13 protein-coding genes are annotated in these 17,075 nt (G+C 36.6%); 10 read left to right on the forward strand and 3 right to left on the reverse strand.

All coding sequences use genetic code 11. The features are described 5' to 3' along the window. Positions 1-184: 184 nt before the first annotated feature. Both IPK35_14790 and IPK35_14795 read right to left on the reverse strand, forming a co-directional pair. A complete protein-coding gene (locus tag IPK35_14790; GenBank protein ID MBK8054488.1) occupies positions 185-2,227 on the reverse strand; it encodes a beta-galactosidase in 2,043 nt (680 codons plus the stop codon). Between the two features lie 153 nt (positions 2,228-2,380). Then, positions 2,381-2,806: a hypothetical protein gene (locus IPK35_14795; GenBank protein MBK8054489.1), complete on the reverse strand. Its 426-nt coding sequence runs from the start codon at positions 2,804-2,806 to the stop codon at positions 2,381-2,383. 100 nt (positions 2,807-2,906) lie between these two features. On the opposite strand from IPK35_14795, the gene IPK35_14800 reads away from it, so the two are divergent. From IPK35_14800 to IPK35_14815, 4 genes are all read left to right on the forward strand, one after another. Further along, positions 2,907-3,611 (forward strand): FadR family transcriptional regulator, encoded by a 705-nt coding sequence (locus IPK35_14800; GenBank protein ID MBK8054490.1) that lies wholly within the window; start codon positions 2,907-2,909, stop codon positions 3,609-3,611. Between the two features lie 401 nt (positions 3,612-4,012). After that, positions 4,013-5,524 carry a lysine--tRNA ligase gene (lysS, locus tag IPK35_14805; protein ID MBK8054491.1) on the forward strand — a complete coding sequence of 504 codons (1,512 nt, stop codon included), beginning with the start codon at positions 4,013-4,015 and terminating at the stop codon, positions 5,522-5,524. Positions 5,525-5,612: 88 nt separating this feature from the next. After that, on the forward strand, positions 5,613-6,749 hold the full coding sequence (locus IPK35_14810; protein ID MBK8054492.1) for a histidinol-phosphate aminotransferase family protein: 1,137 nt from the start codon (positions 5,613-5,615) through the stop codon (positions 6,747-6,749). Between the two features lie 10 nt (positions 6,750-6,759). Then, complete coding sequence (locus tag IPK35_14815; protein MBK8054493.1) at positions 6,760-7,509, forward strand: 1-acyl-sn-glycerol-3-phosphate acyltransferase; 750 nt, start codon at positions 6,760-6,762, stop codon at positions 7,507-7,509. 363 nt (positions 7,510-7,872) lie between these two features. Here the strand turns inward: IPK35_14815 and IPK35_14820 are convergent, their stop codons facing one another. Then, positions 7,873-8,580 carry a hypothetical protein gene (locus IPK35_14820; protein MBK8054494.1) on the reverse strand — a complete coding sequence of 236 codons (708 nt, stop codon included), beginning with the start codon at positions 8,578-8,580 and terminating at the stop codon, positions 7,873-7,875. Between the two features lie 521 nt (positions 8,581-9,101). Between IPK35_14820 and smc the strand changes: the two genes are divergently transcribed. The 6 genes from smc to porQ are packed head-to-tail and all read left to right on the forward strand — an operon-like array spanning position 9,102 to position 16,923. Beyond that, positions 9,102-12,653 (forward strand): chromosome segregation protein SMC, encoded by a 3,552-nt coding sequence (smc, locus tag IPK35_14825; GenBank protein MBK8054495.1) that lies wholly within the window; start codon positions 9,102-9,104, stop codon positions 12,651-12,653. Between the two features lie 3 nt (positions 12,654-12,656). Then, positions 12,657-13,241: a DUF479 domain-containing protein gene (locus tag IPK35_14830; GenBank protein ID MBK8054496.1), complete on the forward strand. Its 585-nt coding sequence runs from the start codon at positions 12,657-12,659 to the stop codon at positions 13,239-13,241. A gap of 7 nt (positions 13,242-13,248) precedes the next feature. Beyond that, positions 13,249-13,980, forward strand: coding sequence for a shikimate dehydrogenase (locus IPK35_14835; protein ID MBK8054497.1), 732 nt, complete (start codon positions 13,249-13,251; stop codon positions 13,978-13,980). Between the two features lie 12 nt (positions 13,981-13,992). Next, a complete protein-coding gene (locus IPK35_14840) occupies positions 13,993-15,186 on the forward strand; it encodes a proline dehydrogenase family protein (protein ID MBK8054498.1) in 1,194 nt (397 codons plus the stop codon). 41 nt (positions 15,187-15,227) lie between these two features. Next, positions 15,228-15,872 (forward strand): toxin-antitoxin system YwqK family antitoxin, encoded by a 645-nt coding sequence (locus IPK35_14845; protein MBK8054499.1) that lies wholly within the window; start codon positions 15,228-15,230, stop codon positions 15,870-15,872. Continuing rightward, positions 15,865-16,923 carry a type IX secretion system protein PorQ gene (gene porQ, locus IPK35_14850; protein MBK8054500.1) on the forward strand — a complete coding sequence of 353 codons (1,059 nt, stop codon included), beginning with the start codon at positions 15,865-15,867 and terminating at the stop codon, positions 16,921-16,923. The genes IPK35_14845 and porQ overlap by 8 nt, the downstream gene beginning before the upstream one ends. Positions 16,924-17,075 lie beyond the last annotated feature (152 nt).

Raw genomic sequence — 17,075 nt, forward strand, 5'->3', positions numbered from 1 at the left:
TAAAAAGTTAAATTACGTATTATGTCATACATAACGCAAATTTATGTTATCTTCCTGAACCATCAAAATTTTTTTATAAATATTTTTAAAAAAAATGAAAGATTTGATAAAGTATTTATGATGCTTGATTCTTGCCAGCTATGGAAAACTCTAATTATATTATCTTTAACAATTCATAAGAATTTTACTTGTCTTCTTCTGTCCAATAAAAGTTCTTTTGAGTCACAATATATCCCGAAGGACGGACTATGGTCACTATCACATTACCATCATTTATTTCATCCACTTCAAAGTCCAGTTGCTGGCCTGGTACGATATCAGGCAGATTATATACTTTTCCTGATGTATAATTTTGATTTTTTTCTGAGATGTAGAGTTTATATCCTTTTACATTATGTTGAGGCAAACCTATACTGCCAAAAATTAATAAGTTCAACTTGCCTTTCTTCCATTTCCTCACTTGCTGCACTTCGACTGGTGTTGACATTTCCCTGAGTACAGTCATTGAAGGTTTAGGCTGACCATACATATCATATATGCCGTGAATCCTCCTTCTGAATTTATCATTTTCAGGTGTACCGGGATAGTGGGTCCGATAATCTGTCAGGTCAAAATAAATTGCTCCCTCTACATAGGGTTTGCTTTCGTATATTGCCATATGATAAATTAGGTCTTCAAGTCGCCTCTTGTCGCCACCTTTGAAATTTGGTTCACACAATCCAAATTCAGAAATAAAAAAAGGTTTATCCGGATAACTCATATGCACACTGTCCAGGTAGGCATGAATTTGACCCAATGGTACCGGCCACCAACTTGCCCCATATTCATTCATCATGATATAATCACCGTCACTTGCTGCGTCTGGTGCAAATGATGGATTGTTGTAAAAGCTACTTGTAAGGGTATTGCTGACATATGCTACATGACGTGATGAATCCAGTATTCTGGCTTTTGAAATTAATTCTCCAATCATTTTTTTCATATCATCATCCCTTCCCCGTAGTTCATTACCTACACCCCATGAAAAGATACTTGGATGGTTGTAAAAATTGTGAATCATCCTTTCCAGTTGCTTCATGGAAATATTACGTATGGTATCATTCGCCGGGGTTTCAGGTCCCCAAAGCGGGACTTCCTGTTGTACTAATATTCCATTTCGATCGCAAAAATCATAAAACAATTCGTCCTGTTGAAAATGCTGCCGTGTAAATATTGCATTAACTTCTTTCATCAGTTTACACTGACTCAAAATGACAGAATCTGTTTCAGCAAATCCAAAATCAGGGTTACTGCCGGATGTCCATTCTACTCCCATAAGTTTGATACGTTCCCCATTTAGATAGGTTTTACCTCTTAAAAACTTAAATTCCCTGAACCCGACTGTGGCTGAAATATGATCACTTAAATGTTTACCATTAAGTACTTTTACATCAATGTGATATAGATTTGGAAAGTCGAAATGCCATGGATTAACTTTGGACAAGTTGATGTTTAACAACGCTATTCCGTTTTGCCAAATAGGTTTTAAAGTCGCATTATATATGATGTTTTTAGTCGGCTGGTTTTCCTCTCTTATCGTAATGGCTAACTGAATATCTTTGTTTGTAGTCATTTCTTCAAAGCCCACCTTCAATTTTAAGTTTCCTGCATTGCTTTCAATGTCCAGTTTTGGCTCGGCAAGAATGTACTTTGCGGATGGTTTAACACTTATTAATAAAGCCACTTTGCGGATAATACCACCGTCATTGGGCCAATCAAATGAATTGCCATACGGTACTTTGTATTTTCCATAATCATTATTTACACCAACAGTGATGACATTTTCTTTACCATAATTTAGTTTTTTGTTGAGATTGATACTAAAACTATTGAACCCATCACCGATATTCTGTTCTACTTTTTTTCCATTGATATAGATCATGGAAGTATGGTTGATCGCACCAAACCTGATGACCACATTCTTGTTTTTCCATTCAGCAGGAATGTTAAGTTTCTTCTGATACCAGGCCCATCCATAGTGATTCTGATTTTCGTTTTCAATATTCCAGGTGTGTGGTAAATTGACCACACGGTTGCTTGGTAAATTTTGTTCAAACCATTTTTCAGAAATACCTATGGCTTTTTGATCCATTACAAAGTGCCAGCCAGAATTTAAATTTATTGTATCTCTTTGAGCAACACTTCCAAAGAATATAAATGATGCAAAAAATAAATATATATGTTTCATGTGTTTATTTTTATTTGATTTTTAATTGTCAGATGGAATTGATACCTTATCTCCATCTTTGGTGTTATCGAACTTACGTTTCGTATGAAAATAATCATCAAGGTTTGTGTACCACAAAGATGATTCATGCTCATTTCATGTGTTTTCTATTATTCAAACTTTATCCAATAACTGTATTTGTAATTTGTTGATGGTATTATTTTCTGTCCTTTGAGTCAAGATGTGTTGATAGGCTTTTTTAACTTCCAAGGCCATTGGAGTGACATTGCGATAAGTATCCACTACACCCTTGACACAAAAATTGTTATCACTCAGATATTCGTCTACAGGTCCATCCAATGGGAATTCACCGTCATTTGCTGTGATCCTCGTTCTATTATTCCTTTTAGTACCAATACTTTGATCTATCCATTCACATAAGAACCTTCCTTGCTGTTTGGGATTACAAGCTTTAAGATTAAGGATTAATGTTTTTTCCAATAAAGTTATTGATGCCGGCAAAATAAATATTTTATAATTTTTGATGGAACTTAAAGTATCTGCTTCAAATAGCACAAAATTTAAAAATAGTATATATATTTGTGCATTATGTCATACATATCGCAAAATTATTCATTTCCTTTTCTTCAAAGAAATTTTTTATGAAAATAATTTTTAAAAACTAACTTTGCTGTTTTTTATGGAAGCACTCAGATCATTTAAGACATTGACTGCTATTGACAATAGTAGTATGGTGGACAAGGTTGAACTTAGCCTACTTGATTTTTTTGCAAAAAAAGAGTTAAAAGTAGGTGACTCGATTCCGAAGGAATTGGAGCTTGCTGAAATACTGGGAGTAAGCCGAACCGTAGTCAGAGAAACTCTTACAAGGCTGCGGACTATGGGTTTGATTGAAACCCGCAAGAAGAAAGGTACAGTCATAAAAAGCCCTGATATCGGGCAAATCTTACAAAAGTCTATCATCCCGCACATTCTGGATGACAACACCCTGAAGGATATTTTTGAAATGAGACTGGCACTGGAGGTAGGTATGTCTGATTTTGTAGTAGCAAGGGCAACTGATGATGATATCAAAGAACTTTATGAGATTGTCAAGGATGAGCTTACACCTGATGCCGATTCTTTATTTGACGTGGATTATGAAATCAGATTTCATGGAAAATTGTATGAAATCACCGGAAATTCGACGCTGAAGGAGTTTCAAAAATTGCTTTTGCCAGTATATAACTACATTTATTCCAGCGGACTTCTCAGTTTAAAGACATCAAAAAAGAGATTTACGTCCCACTTACAGCTCGTAGAAATCCTTGCTACCCGTGATACTGAAAAATTCAGGGCGGGAATGCGCAACCACCTCGAAAATCATTTTTACAGGATATTGTAAAGTATACCAAAGTCAGCTTTAATACTTTAAAGTGTGTATAAAATTATTGCACAAAATTGCAAATGCCTGCCTTTACCCTCAATCCCTGAAGGGACGACCCACCCTATTTTATACCTTTTTTAGTATTTGATATTTAAAATACATAAAAGTGCAATATGATATTCACAGAATACATTAGAGTATTTAGAGTATGTTTAAATTTTTATGTTTGAGCGAAAGTGAGCAAATTTAATTTTGGACAAGGCATATTTTGCAGTCGTAGCCGGAAGTTACGGCGAAAAATATAACGCTGGCGAAAAATTAAATTTGTCGCTTGGAGCCAAATGATAAAAGTTTAAACATACTCTTTTTGCTAAGAAGCTTAATTTTACTATTTTTGCGCCTTAAAATTTTTTAGCTCTATGCATCATTTGTCAGAACAGGAACTCGTAAGACGCGAAAATCTAAACAAACTTACAGAAGCCGGTATTGAAGCCTATCCAAGTGCCACATTTGAAATCAATGCCACTGCTCACGAAATCAAATCAAATTTTAAGGAAGGTGATACTACTTATCAATCTATAAGTTTGGCCGGGAGACTCATGTCAAAACGAATCATGGGTAAGGCTTCTTTTGCTGAGCTGCAGGATAGTTCGGGACGAATACAAATCTACATCAACCGGGATGAAATCTGCCCCGGTGAAGACAAAATTCTTTATAATGATGCATTTAAAAAATGGTTTGACCTTGGAGATTTTATTGGGATCAAAGGTTTTGCTTTTTACACTCAAATGGGAGAATGTACTGTACATGTAACTGAATTAAAGATGCTTTCAAAATCTCTTAGGCCGCTTCCGGTTGTAAAAAAAGATGATGAAGGAAACATTTATGATGCATTTACAGATCCTGAGCAACGATACAGACAAAGATATGTAGACCTTGTGGTCAATGACCATATCAAAGATGTATTTGTCAAGAGAACCAAAATGTACAATTCTATGAGGGAATACCTCAACGAAAAGGGGTATCTCGAGGTTGAGACTCCGGTATTGCAACCGCTTTACGGTGGTGCAGCAGCCCGACCTTTTACGACTTTTCACAATACTCTTGACATGAAGCTTTATCTAAGGATAGCTAATGAATTGTATCTCAAGAGATTGATCGTTGGTGGTTTTGATGGAGTGTATGAATTTAGCAAGGATTTCAGAAATGAAGGTATGAGCAGGTTTCACAATCCTGAATTCACCCAGATAGAACTATATGTTGCATACAAGGACTACAAGTGGATGATGGAATTGGTGGAAGAAATGGTGGAGAAAGTGGCATTGGATATTTATGGTACAACACAGGTCCAAGTGGGAGAAAATCTGATTGACTTCAAGCGTCCATGGAAAAGGTTCACGATGTATGAAGCCATTGAACATTTTACAGGCATAGACATCAGTGATATGGATGAAGCCGCTCTCCGGGATGTTGCCCACAAATTGAAAGTACACGTGGATAATACCATGGGAAAAGGCAAACTCATAGATGAAATCTTTGGTGAAACCTGCGAAGGAAATCTTATCCAGCCTACTTTCATTACAGACTACCCTGTTGAGATGTCACCGCTTGCAAAAAAACATGCCACAAAGCCTGGATTGGTTGAAAGATTTGAAGCCATATGCAATAAAAAAGAGATCTGCAATGCTTTTTCTGAGCTAAATGACCCCATAGACCAGAGACAAAGATTTGAATCTCAGCTCGAATTGGGAAAACGAGGTGACGAAGAAGCCATGGTGCTTGACGAAGATTTTTTGCGTGCACTGGAATACGGAATGCCACCTACGGCAGGGCTAGGCATTGGTATGGACAGGCTTGCTATGATCATGACCAATCAAAATTCTATTCAGGATGTTTTATTCTTTCCACAGATGAAGCCGGAGAAGGAGTAAAGTGGAAGCCTTCTGATAATTCAATGTTTTTTCTGTAAAATTACCATAATTCGGTAGATGCTCCTATATTTGCCATAAAAGTCAAAGCATGGGATCAATCAACAGACGTCAATGGCTGCGGTCGGCAGGTCTGGCAGCAGGAACTGCCACATTTTTTACAGATAGATTATTCAGCATCAATGCTGTAAACCCTTATGTCGATACATTTGATGCTCTGGACAATGGTTCTGATGAAGTGATACGCCTGAGTTCCAACGAAAACCCTTATGGACCATCGAAGTATGTTCGTGATAAAATGACATCTGCTTTTGACAAAGTTTGCAGATATCCTTTTGGTGAGATGGATAACTTAACCAAAAAAATAGCCATCAAAGAGGGGCTTTCCCCTGAAAATATACTGCTCACTATTGGATCTACAGAAGGTCTGAAAATTGCAGCATTGGCATATATGCAAAAAGGAGGTGAACTCGTGGCCCCTGATCCGACCTTCGAAGCCATGATCAACTATGCCGAAGCTTGTGGTGCATATGTCCATAAAGTGCCGGTAAAAAAAGACCTGGGTATCGACCTCGAAACTATGGAGAAACGATGTACTCAGGATACAAAAATGGTGTTTGTCTGCAACCCCAATAATCCTACAGGCACTATTTTACCTTCCGATGAAATGTCACATTTTTGTACAAAAATGGCAAAACGTACCATGGTTTTTTCAGATGAAGCATATATTGATTATATAAATATTGCTGACTACCCTTCTATGACTACATTGGTCAAAGAAGGATTGAACGTGATAGTTTCGCGAACGTTTTCTAAGATTTTTGGCATTGCCGGGCTTCGTATTGGTTACCTGATAGCCAGACCGGACATTATCAAAAGATTAGACAAATTCAGAATTGACAGGCCCAATATTTTAGCACTGATAGCGGCATCAAATGCTATGGATGAAATGGATTTTTACAGGTTCAGTGTTTCCAAAAATAAAGAGTCAATAACGCTTCTCACAAAAGCATTTGATAAACATCAACTTACTTATACTCAAAGTCATGCAAACTTTGTATTTTTTAAAACAGGTATGAATATCAATGACTTTGCTAAAAAAATGCTGGATCAAAATATCAGAGTAGGCCGGCCTTTCCCGCCTTTAAATGAATGGTGCAGAATTTCCACCGGCACAACTGAAGAAATGGAAAAAGTGGTTTCAGCACTTAATGTCATTTACTCCTAAATTCCTACACTTGAACATTTTTTATTACATCATCGCTGCCATTAGGGCTATTCTGGTATTTGGAGGCATGATCTTATTTATGCTGTTTTATGGAATCTCCTGCATATTTTTAAAGCATACCAAAGAAAGGGCTTTTAAACTCAGAAAAATTTATCTGACTTATTGGTGTATTCCGGTTTTGAATATAAAAGTTGAACAAAAAGGACATCCATCAAACATTCCTTCATTATACGTTTCAAATCATCGGTCGTTTGCCGATCCTATCGTGTTATGCAGTTACATTGACGCATTCGTGATTGCAAAAGCTGAGGTTATGAATTATCCAATCATAAATAAAGGTGCAGAGTTGACAGGGGTGATTTGGGTCAACAGGCAAAATCAGCATTCGCGCAATCATACACGGAGTAAAATGGTAGAAACTATACAGTCAGGATACAATGTTTTGGTTTATCCTGAAGGTACTGTCGGAAAGCTTGCCCACACGCTGCCATTCAGGAAGGGTACATTTATTGAAGCCGCTGAAAATAATTTACCTGTAATGCCCGTAGCTATTGAATTTAAGCACAAACAAGACTTATGGGTTTTGGAAAAATTCCTGCCGCAGTACTTCTATCAGTTTTCAAAATGGAAGACAGAAGTCAAGTTGTCATTTGGTGAAACAATAATAGAAAAAGATGGGCTGAAAGCACATCATATAGCTTATGATTGGATCAATCATGAAATCAAAGATATGCAGGAGGACTGGTCAGAAGTATTTTAGAGTATATTTAAAAAAAAATATAGTTTTAAATCAAGAGAATATGGTTCTGTCGATAAGATAATTATTTATTTAATTTAGTGAACTAAATGAAGCGACTATTTTGAAGCCAGATTCATAATATATTGATTTTAAGGCAATAAAAATTTAAACAAACTCTTAGAGCCTATGTAATACCTAAAAATCTAAAATGATAATCTATTACGACCTCCAAATACTTCAAAATCAGTCGCTTTGCTCACTTTTAGCTTCGCACCATAGTGGTGACTACAGCATAGCTGCACACAGTATGATTTGTCGCTAAAAGTGCTGATTTTCTTGAAGTTGAAGCTCTCACTACTAATCTCATTTTAGATATTTAGGTTATTACATATCCTCATCATCATAATCCTCTGGCTCGTCATCTGCGATCATATCCAGATCCTCTTCATCATCAAATGAAGTATCTTCTTCATCATCAAGTCCCAATTCTGCTTCATCAAGCTCTTTGATGACATCCAGTTCTGAAAATATCTTATCAAGATCATCATCGTCGATTTCAGCAGCAGCTTTGGTTGTGGAAGATTTTTTGATTACCTTGGTGATGATCACAGGTTTTCTTGGTTCTGCTTTTTTTGCCGGTTTATCATCTTCAGCCTCATCGATATCATCAAATCCGCGTGACTTGTCTTTTGGAACCTGCACATCTTTCATCTCAGATTGAGTTTTAGCAACTACTGATTTAGTCGTTGTAGGTACTGCCAGTAATCTCTTTTTTTCAATCAGTTCACCAGTCACTACACAAATACCATAAGACTTGTTATTGATTCTTATTAATGCATTTTCCAGATCTTGGATATATTTACGCTGATGGTTGGCCATATTATTGAGCATCTCCAGCTCAGACTGGATAGAAGAAAAATCAGTGATATCTTTGGCAAAGTCATCATTGTTATTTTCAGTAATATCTTTCAACTGTTCCTTTAGGGAACCATATTGTTCTGAGGCTTTAGCAAGTTTCTTATCAATGATATCTTTAAATTCCTTAAGTTCATCATCGCTGTACCTAGTGGTTACGTTTACTGGTGTAGACATTTTAGCTGTTTTTTTTTAAAAAATCGCACAATATTAGGTCATAAATATCATATTACAAAAAAAAGTTTAATGTCAAATCCTGTTTTTTACTAATTATGACCATTTTTTTTACCTTGAATATCTAAAATGGCTCCGTTATGAAGCCATTCTCCCATCGGATACTACCCTAAAAAGAATGGAAGTAAATTTAAAGTTACTCAGAATATGCACAAATTTACTATTCTGTGCTTAAGTGATTTTTTTTTTGCCTGCTATTAACGAATTTATCTTCTTTCATAGTATATGTGAGCATAATTAATTGCACTTTTTCATTTTTTCAATATTCTTCTTAATATACGGTAAAATCGTGTTTGAATCGGGCGGGTCGTCTCAAGCGTAGCTTGACAAGCTCTTAAGAGCCTGCCAAGCTATGCTTGGGAATGATGGTAGCGATATAGAAAATTTGAATTCTTGCAGCTTGCTATACACACTAATGTATATGCCGACTGCGAGTAATTATAAATTATTTTTACCTTTGCACCATGAGATTGAGGAGCCTGCAGATTAAGGGTTTTAAAAGTTTTGCAAATGATACTTTACTGAACTTCAGTGAGAATGTAATCGGCGTAGTAGGACCTAACGGATCCGGCAAATCCAATATAGTAGATGCTATCCGATGGGTTTTGGGCGAACAAAAAAGTAAAGAACTCCGGCTTGACGCTATGTCTGATGTCATATTCAATGGTACAAAGACTAAAAAGGAGGCACCTACTGCTACAGTTTCACTTACATTTGACAATACAAAAAACATTCTCCCTACTGAATATCAGACAGTTACGATTTTAAGAACACTCTATAGGACAGGTGAGTCTGAATACAGACTCAATAATGTCATCTGCAGGTTGAAGGATATTAATTCTCTATTTTTGGATACGGGAATAGGTTCCAACTCTTATGCCATCATAGCCTTGGGGATGGTGGATGATATACTCGATGACAAAGAAAATGCACGCCGCAGAATGTTTGAGCAGGCTGCAGGGATTTCCAAATACAAGGTAAGAAAGAGAGAAACCCTTAATAAACTCAAAAGTGCTTCAGAAGATTTAAACCGAATTGACGACTTGCTCTATGAAATCGAAGGCAACCTTAAATCATTAGAGAAACAAGCAAAAAGGACGCAAAAATATTTGGATCTTAAAGCAGATTATAAGGAACTGAGTATCAAACATGCCGTAACTTCGATTCAAAAGCTCAAAGCACAATACAAAAACATATCAGATCAGCTGGTCAGGGATCAGGATGAGTATCGTTTGCAAGATGCAGTCTTGTACAAGCTCGAAGCACAACTTGCCAAAGATAAGAAAGAAAACACTGACAAAGAAGTGATATTGACAGATCAACAAAAAAGACTGAATGATCTGGTCTATCAGATTCGAACCCGAGAAAATGACAAAGGGCTTCTTACCCAAAAAGCAGGTTTCAAAAAGCAAAACAAAGAGCACCTGCAAAAATCCATCAGTTCCAATGAATCTGAGCTTGCAAAAATACAATCTGATAATAATGCCTTAACCATCAGAATTTCGGATGAAAACCTGCAATTGGAAAAATTAAATCAACTATTGCAATCTTCATCTGTTGCTTATGAAGCCATCAAAACAGAATATCAAACTGCCAAAATAAGCTTTGACACCCGACAAAAGGAAAAACAAAACCTTGAAAAACAGAACTTTGAGATTGAAAAACAAATAGCCATTTTCAGAAATACGGTTGAAAATCTTGAAAATGAAACCCATAGGATCAAAGAACTCGTTGATTATAAAGCAAAAGAAAAAGGTGAATACAGCAAATCACTGGAAGCTGTCAATGCTCAGCTGGAATTAAAAGACGGGGAGTTAAAGACTTTTATTGACAATGATAATAACAGAAAACAAAAAATCATTGAACTTGAACTCAAAAGAGACAACATACGCGATGAGGTCAATAAAATAAACAGGAATCTTGATTCCAAGCAAAATGAATATGACCTCCTGAAAAGTATGATTGACAATTTTGAAGGATTTCCGGAATCAATAAAATTTCTCAATGAAAACTGGAAAAAAGATATTCCATTGCTTTCTGACTTACTTGATGTAAAAGAAGAATATAAAGCACCACTGGAATTGTACCTTGACCAATACCTGAATTATTATGTTGTACAGACTCAAAAAGAAGCAATTCAGGGCATCAACCTTTTGAAGAATTCTCAAAAAGGAAAAGCGAATTTTTTTATAACAGACCAAATACTACCAAAAAAACCTGTGGTGGTCAATGATCTGGAATTGATCAAAGCAACAGATGTTGTCAGAACACATGAGAATTATAAAATGCTCATTGATGCTTTATTGGCCAACGTATATATATTTGATGGGGATGTAGAAGAATTGGAATCTTCCAATATTGAAAATATTACAATCATTTCCTCCAAAGGTACTTTTCTTAAAAAAGGTTATGCTATTTCCGGTGGTTCTGTCGGGCTCTTTGAAGGAAAAAAAATAGGACGCAGGCAGAATTTAGAAAAATTGTCCATTTTTATCGATAGCAATACAAAGTCCAGAGATCAGGAGAAGCTCCATCTGGAAAAATTGAACAAAGAAATAGAACAACTTAAATCAAATGATTTACACAAAATAATAGAGTCACTCAAAGGTGAAATCAATTCTATATCCAAAGATAAAGTCAAACTTGACCATCAAATACAAACATTTGAAAGTTTTAGAAGTGAAAATGAGCAAAAACTAAAACTCATCCGTCAACAAATGGCAGAACACGCTGAAAAAATAACAGCAGAAGAACAGAAAGTAAAAAGTATCAAAAAGAAGATAGCCGACCTCATCAAACCGGATCAAAATCAGAACACTGATATGGATCAGATGGCAGAAACGCTATCAGCCGCTTCAGAAAAATACAACACCGACAATATAAATCTTATCAGACATCAAAACCTTATTGCAAACTTTATAAAAGATAAGGAATTTAAGGAGCTAAAACTATCTGAATTGAACTTGAAACTCAATAATGAAAGGGACAGACTGCTTTCAGAAGACAGAGAGAGAATAGATATCGAAGATCAACTGATAAAATTAGATACAGAATTACAGACACTTTATACCGAAAAGAAAAATTTCCAATCGACACTTAGTCAGGCCGAACAGGACTTTTTTTCTGCAAAAAATAACATCAGTACGCTCGAAGACAGCATCAGAGACATCAGCAGACACCAGGCAAAGCTGCAGCAGACGATACAAAATCTGAAGGACAAATATTCGGAGCAGAAATTTCAGATACAATCCATTGCAGAGCGTATTCGGATAGAATTTAATGCTTCTATCAATGATTTCATCAATCAAGGCATTGATATAGAAGATGGCGAATTTGAAACTATGGCTGGTGAGCTGGAAAAAGTAAAAACGCGTATGTCATCTTACGGAGACATAAACCCGCTGGCTGTAGAGGCATATAATGAGATGAAAATCAGGTATGACAATATAGAGGTACAGAGAAAAGACATCCTCGATGCCAAAGATAGCCTGATGGATACCATGAAAGAAATAGAAACTACCGCCACGCATCAATTTATGGAAGCTTTCGGCAAAGTTCGTGAAAACTTTATCACGGTGTTCAGAAATCTATTTACTGAAGATGACACCTGCGACCTGATACTATTGGATCCATCCAATCCACTGGAGTCCGAAATAGAAATTATAGCTAAACCTAAAGGTAAGAAGCCTAAATCCCTCAGTCAGCTATCAGGCGGCGAAAAAACACTGACTGCCACTGCCCTATTGTTTGCATTGTATTTGTTAAAGCCGGCACCATTTTGTATTTTTGACGAGGTGGATGCACCATTGGACGATGCTAACATACAAAAGTTCAACAGAATCATTCAAAAATTCAGTACTGAGTCACAATTTATCATCGTGACACACAATAAATCGACTATGGCGGAAGTAGATGTATTGTATGGAGTCTATATGAATGAACCTGGTATATCAGCAGTCAGTCAGGTGGATTTCCGGTCACTCAAACATGAGCCCATTCTTGAAAACATAACCTGATTCATGAATCATCTGGCCCATATCTACCTTTCGTGTCAGGATGGCAATCTCCTGACAGGCAACTTTATGGCTGATTTTATTACCACAAAAGACATCAAATCACTACCTCCGTATCTTAAGCAGGGTATAGAATTGCATAAAAGCATCGATCATTTTACAGACCATCATCCGGAAGTAAAAAAATGTATATTGTTATTAAGGCCAACACAAGGCAAATATTCACCAGTGGTAGTAGATATTTTGTTTGATTATTTTCTGATAAAAAACTGGGACATATTTAGCTCTGAGTCCTTTGAAGTCTTTAAAAACAAAGTCTACGACCATCTCATCTCGGTATCAGACACATTTCCTGAAAAACTCAAAATGGCCTTACCTAAAATGATCAATAGTGATTTTCTCATGAGCTGCTATAATGAGGAAAGATTAAACAAAACTTTCGACCATTTAAGTAGAAGAGTTCACTTCCCGCATAATTTCGGCAGTGTTACTGCTGATTTGAAGGCCAACTCTGAAGCTTTAGAATCTCATTTTCTATCTTTTTTTCCTGATTTGATCAGTCTTGTCCAACCATTTTGTAATTGCAAATAATATTATAATGAAGCACTTTGGCATCATAGGATTTCCACTTTCTCACACCTTTTCTCCGGGATATTTTAGCGAAAAGTTCAAATCTCTCCACATTGACGCAGACTACAAAGCATTTCCAATAGAACACATAGAGTTGTTACCCGACCTGATAAAAAGTAAAAACCTTTCGGGCATAAATGTAACTCTGCCGTACAAACAGCAAGTGCTGCCGTTACTTGATGAAATCGACCCTGACGCCTTGCAAATTGGCGCAGTCAATACCATATCAGTAACCAATGGCCGAACCAAAGGTTACAATACTGACGTCATTGGTTTTGAGCTTTCATTGCTGGAATTGATTCAATCTCCGCAGCATATCACGGGTGCATACATCTTAGGAACAGGAGGCGCTGCCAAAGCGGTAGAGTATGTCTTGAAAAAAATGAAGATCAGGTATACCTACATAAGTCGGGATGATTCCAAAGGGTTAACATACGGTAACATCGATCAGAAAGATTTTTCAGGTATAAACTTAATTATCAATACGACTCCCGTAGGTATGTACCCTAACCTAGATTCTTGTCCTGATATTCCATATGATTGGATAAATGAAAATTATTTTTTATATGACTTAGTATATAATCCGGAAAAAACTTTATTTTTGAGCGAAGGAACAAAAAGAAATGCCAAAGTCAAAAATGGCTATGATATGTTGATCCTCCAGGCAGAAAAAGCATGGGAAATCTGGAATAAACCATAAACTTAATTCATAATGAGCGAACCTGACCCTAAATTAGATCTTAATTTTGATAATACAGCCATTGCATTCGCACATAAATCAGACAGAGCACTGAAAAAAACAGCATGGTTATTTAATTTGATGAATAACAGCACCTTAGTTAATGTTGGTTCAAAACTTGGTTTATATGCTGTAAAGTTCAGAGTACCCTTTTCGGAATTTGCAGTAAGACACACCATTTTTCCTCAGTTTTGTGGCGGTGAATCTCTTCTGGATTGTCAAAGTACTATAGATCAATTATATGAATCAGACATATTGACAGTATTGGATTTCGGAGCGGAAGGCAAAAGTGATGAAGACGATCTCGATGCCGTACTTGAAGAAAATCTTAAAGCCATAGAGATGGCAGCATCCAACAATTCTGTACCTGTCATAAGTACAAAAGTCACCGGTCTGGTAGATCAGACTATCCTTGAAAAGATGCAGAAAAACGAAAAACTCTCGGATGGAGAGAAAAGAAAATATCAGCATCTTTGTGAAAGATTGGATGAGATTTGCAGTAAAGCGCACCAATTGGGTATCAGTGTTTTTGTAGATGCTGAAGAAAGCTGGATACAAGACCCTATCGACGAGTTGGTCATGCAAATGTCTGAAAAATACAATAAAGAACGCCCGACAGTTTATAATACGTACCAGTTGTATTTAAAATCAAAGCTTTCCCACATTAAAAGAGATCATGCAAGATGCAGGAAAAATGGAGTCATTTTTGGTTGTAAAATGGTGCGAGGTGCTTATATGGATAAAGAACGACTAAGAGCGGAAGAAATGGAATATCCTGACCCGATACAAACTGATAAAGCAGCGACTGACCGAGATTTTAATGATGGTATAAGATATTGCGTAGAGCACTATGAAACCATCTCTTCATGCTGTGCTTCCCACAATATGGATAGTAATCTTTTGCAGGCACAACTTATCCATGATAATGGGATAGAACACAATCACGCTCATATCAACTTTTGCCAATTGTATGGTATGAGTGATAATATCACATACAATCTGGCCCATGCAGGCTATAATGCGGCTAAATATGTGGTGTACGGCCCTATACGCGATGTAGTCCCCTACCTCATCAGAAGGGCTCAGGAGAATGCATCTGTGACAGGAGATATGAGCCGGGAGTTAAAATTTATAAATAATGAACTCAAAAGAAGAGGATTGAAGTAATATCAGATTTTTGTCATAGATTTTATACAAAATTATGAGTTTTGAACGTTAAGGCATCTATGAGATTTATTCTGATATTTGTTGCAATTGCCTTATTTGCGTGTAATGATGCAAAAAAAATAACTATAAAGGACAACTCAGGTGCTATTATCGAAGAGTATCACGTGATTCACGATAGTATCAAACACGGCGCTTATACGTCTTTCCATCCATCAGGAAAGATCAAAGAATCAAGCACTTATTCAAATGGCATGCTCACCGGCAAAAGAAATATATACTTTACAAATGGAAATCCTGATGTCATTGAGTCTTATGACTCAAAAGGCAAACTAAATGGTCCATACCTGCAATACTTTGAAAATGGTATCATTCAAGTTGAAAAAACATATTCTGAAAATACCTTAGCCGGTATCATGAAGATATATTATCCTGACGGCAAAATAAAAGAAGAAGTAACCATGGTAGAAAATGCAGAAAACGGACCTTTTCAGGAATATTATCAAAATGGGAAAATCCACTGGAAAGGTAATTATAGAAACGGAGATCAGGAATTTGGAATATTACATGAATATGATTCTACAGGTGCCATTCTGAAAATTATGAAATGTGATACTATGGCCATATGTACTACAATATGGAAACCAGGTATGCCGGCAATAAATACTGATACTGTCAAATATGAATAAACTCAGACCTATTACATTATTTTTCTTTTTTGGATTGTTGATGCAGATGAATTACGCTCAAATAGGTGGAAAGAGTGCCTACGAATTCCTGAATCTTCCGGCATCACCCCGGCTTACTGCATTGGGTGGATATCTGATCAGTGTGATGGATGAAGACATAAGCTTAACACTTTCCAACCCTGCATCCTTAAATGTCAAAATGCACAATCGTATAGCGTTTACGCATAACTTCCATTTTGCAGATATACAGAATGGATATGTTGGGTATGGGCGGCATATTAACAAGTGGAATCTGAATACTCATGCCGGAGTGCAATACATCAATTACGGAGATTTTAATTACGCAGATTATTTGGGCAATAAGCAAGATCAGTTTTCAGTCCGGGAAACAGCATTCATTGTCGGAGCTTCCAGAAGGATAGCCGAAAGATTTTCAGCTGGAGCAAATTTAAAAACGATTTTTAGTCACCCCGAATCTTACTCTTCATTTGGTGTAGCAGCTGACCTCGGTATTAACTATCAAAATGATTCCTCACAATTTACCGTAGCATTAGTTATAAAAAATATAGGTTATGAGTTTACTACTTACAATGGCACAAGGTTCGGAATGCCCCTGGATGTACAAATTGGAATTTCCAAAAAACTAAAATATCTTCCTTTCAGGTTTTCAGTGATTGCCCATCAACTGCACAGAGCAAATGCAAGGTATGATGATCCGTCTCAACAGAGTGATACTGACATTTTCGGAGAGCCCATCAATAAGAGTTCTTTCTCAATAGCCGTTGACAATTTATTCCGCCACTTGATATTTAACGGGGAGTTTTTACTGGGTAAAAATCAAAATCTGCGCCTACGGGCAGGATATAATCATCTGCGCAGGAAAGAACTCTCCATCGCTAACTTCAGAAGTTTTGCTGGATTCAGCTTAGGAGTGGGTATCAAAATCAATGCATTCAAGCTGGACTATGGCGTAGGTTACCATCATCTTGCAGGTGCGACAAATCATATAGGAATCAGTACTGATCTTGGGTCTTTTTTCAGTAAAATATAAGGATCAGTGTTTTTAATTTTGATGAATGCTTCCAAGAGTTCCCAGTTAGGGATTAAGCAAACATCAATAAATATTATAATTCCCCCTACGACTATTATTCCAATAAGAGACGACCTACCCTTCCTGATTAAGTTAAAGCCGGGCTCTTCCCA

It is taken from the genome of Saprospiraceae bacterium (assembly GCA_016713025.1).
Classification (GTDB): domain Bacteria; phylum Bacteroidota; class Bacteroidia; order Chitinophagales; family Saprospiraceae; genus OLB9.

Coding starts and splice junctions, on each gene's coding strand:
- IPK35_14790 (MBK8054488.1), bottom strand. CDS start 2,227: ATGAAACATATATATTTATTTTTTGCATCATTTATATTCTTTGGAAGT.
- IPK35_14800 (MBK8054490.1), top strand. CDS start 2,907: ATGGAAGCACTCAGATCATTTAAGACATTGACTGCTATTGACAATAGT.
- lysS (MBK8054491.1), top strand. CDS start 4,013: ATGCATCATTTGTCAGAACAGGAACTCGTAAGACGCGAAAATCTAAAC.
- IPK35_14810 (MBK8054492.1), top strand. CDS start 5,613: ATGGGATCAATCAACAGACGTCAATGGCTGCGGTCGGCAGGTCTGGCA.
- IPK35_14820 (MBK8054494.1), bottom strand. CDS start 8,580: ATGTCTACACCAGTAAACGTAACCACTAGGTACAGCGATGATGAACTT.
- smc (MBK8054495.1), top strand. CDS start 9,102: ATGAGATTGAGGAGCCTGCAGATTAAGGGTTTTAAAAGTTTTGCAAAT.
- IPK35_14830 (MBK8054496.1), top strand. CDS start 12,657: ATGAATCATCTGGCCCATATCTACCTTTCGTGTCAGGATGGCAATCTC.
- IPK35_14835 (MBK8054497.1), top strand. CDS start 13,249: ATGAAGCACTTTGGCATCATAGGATTTCCACTTTCTCACACCTTTTCT.
- IPK35_14840 (MBK8054498.1), top strand. CDS start 13,993: ATGAGCGAACCTGACCCTAAATTAGATCTTAATTTTGATAATACAGCC.
- porQ (MBK8054500.1), top strand. CDS start 15,865: ATGAATAAACTCAGACCTATTACATTATTTTTCTTTTTTGGATTGTTG.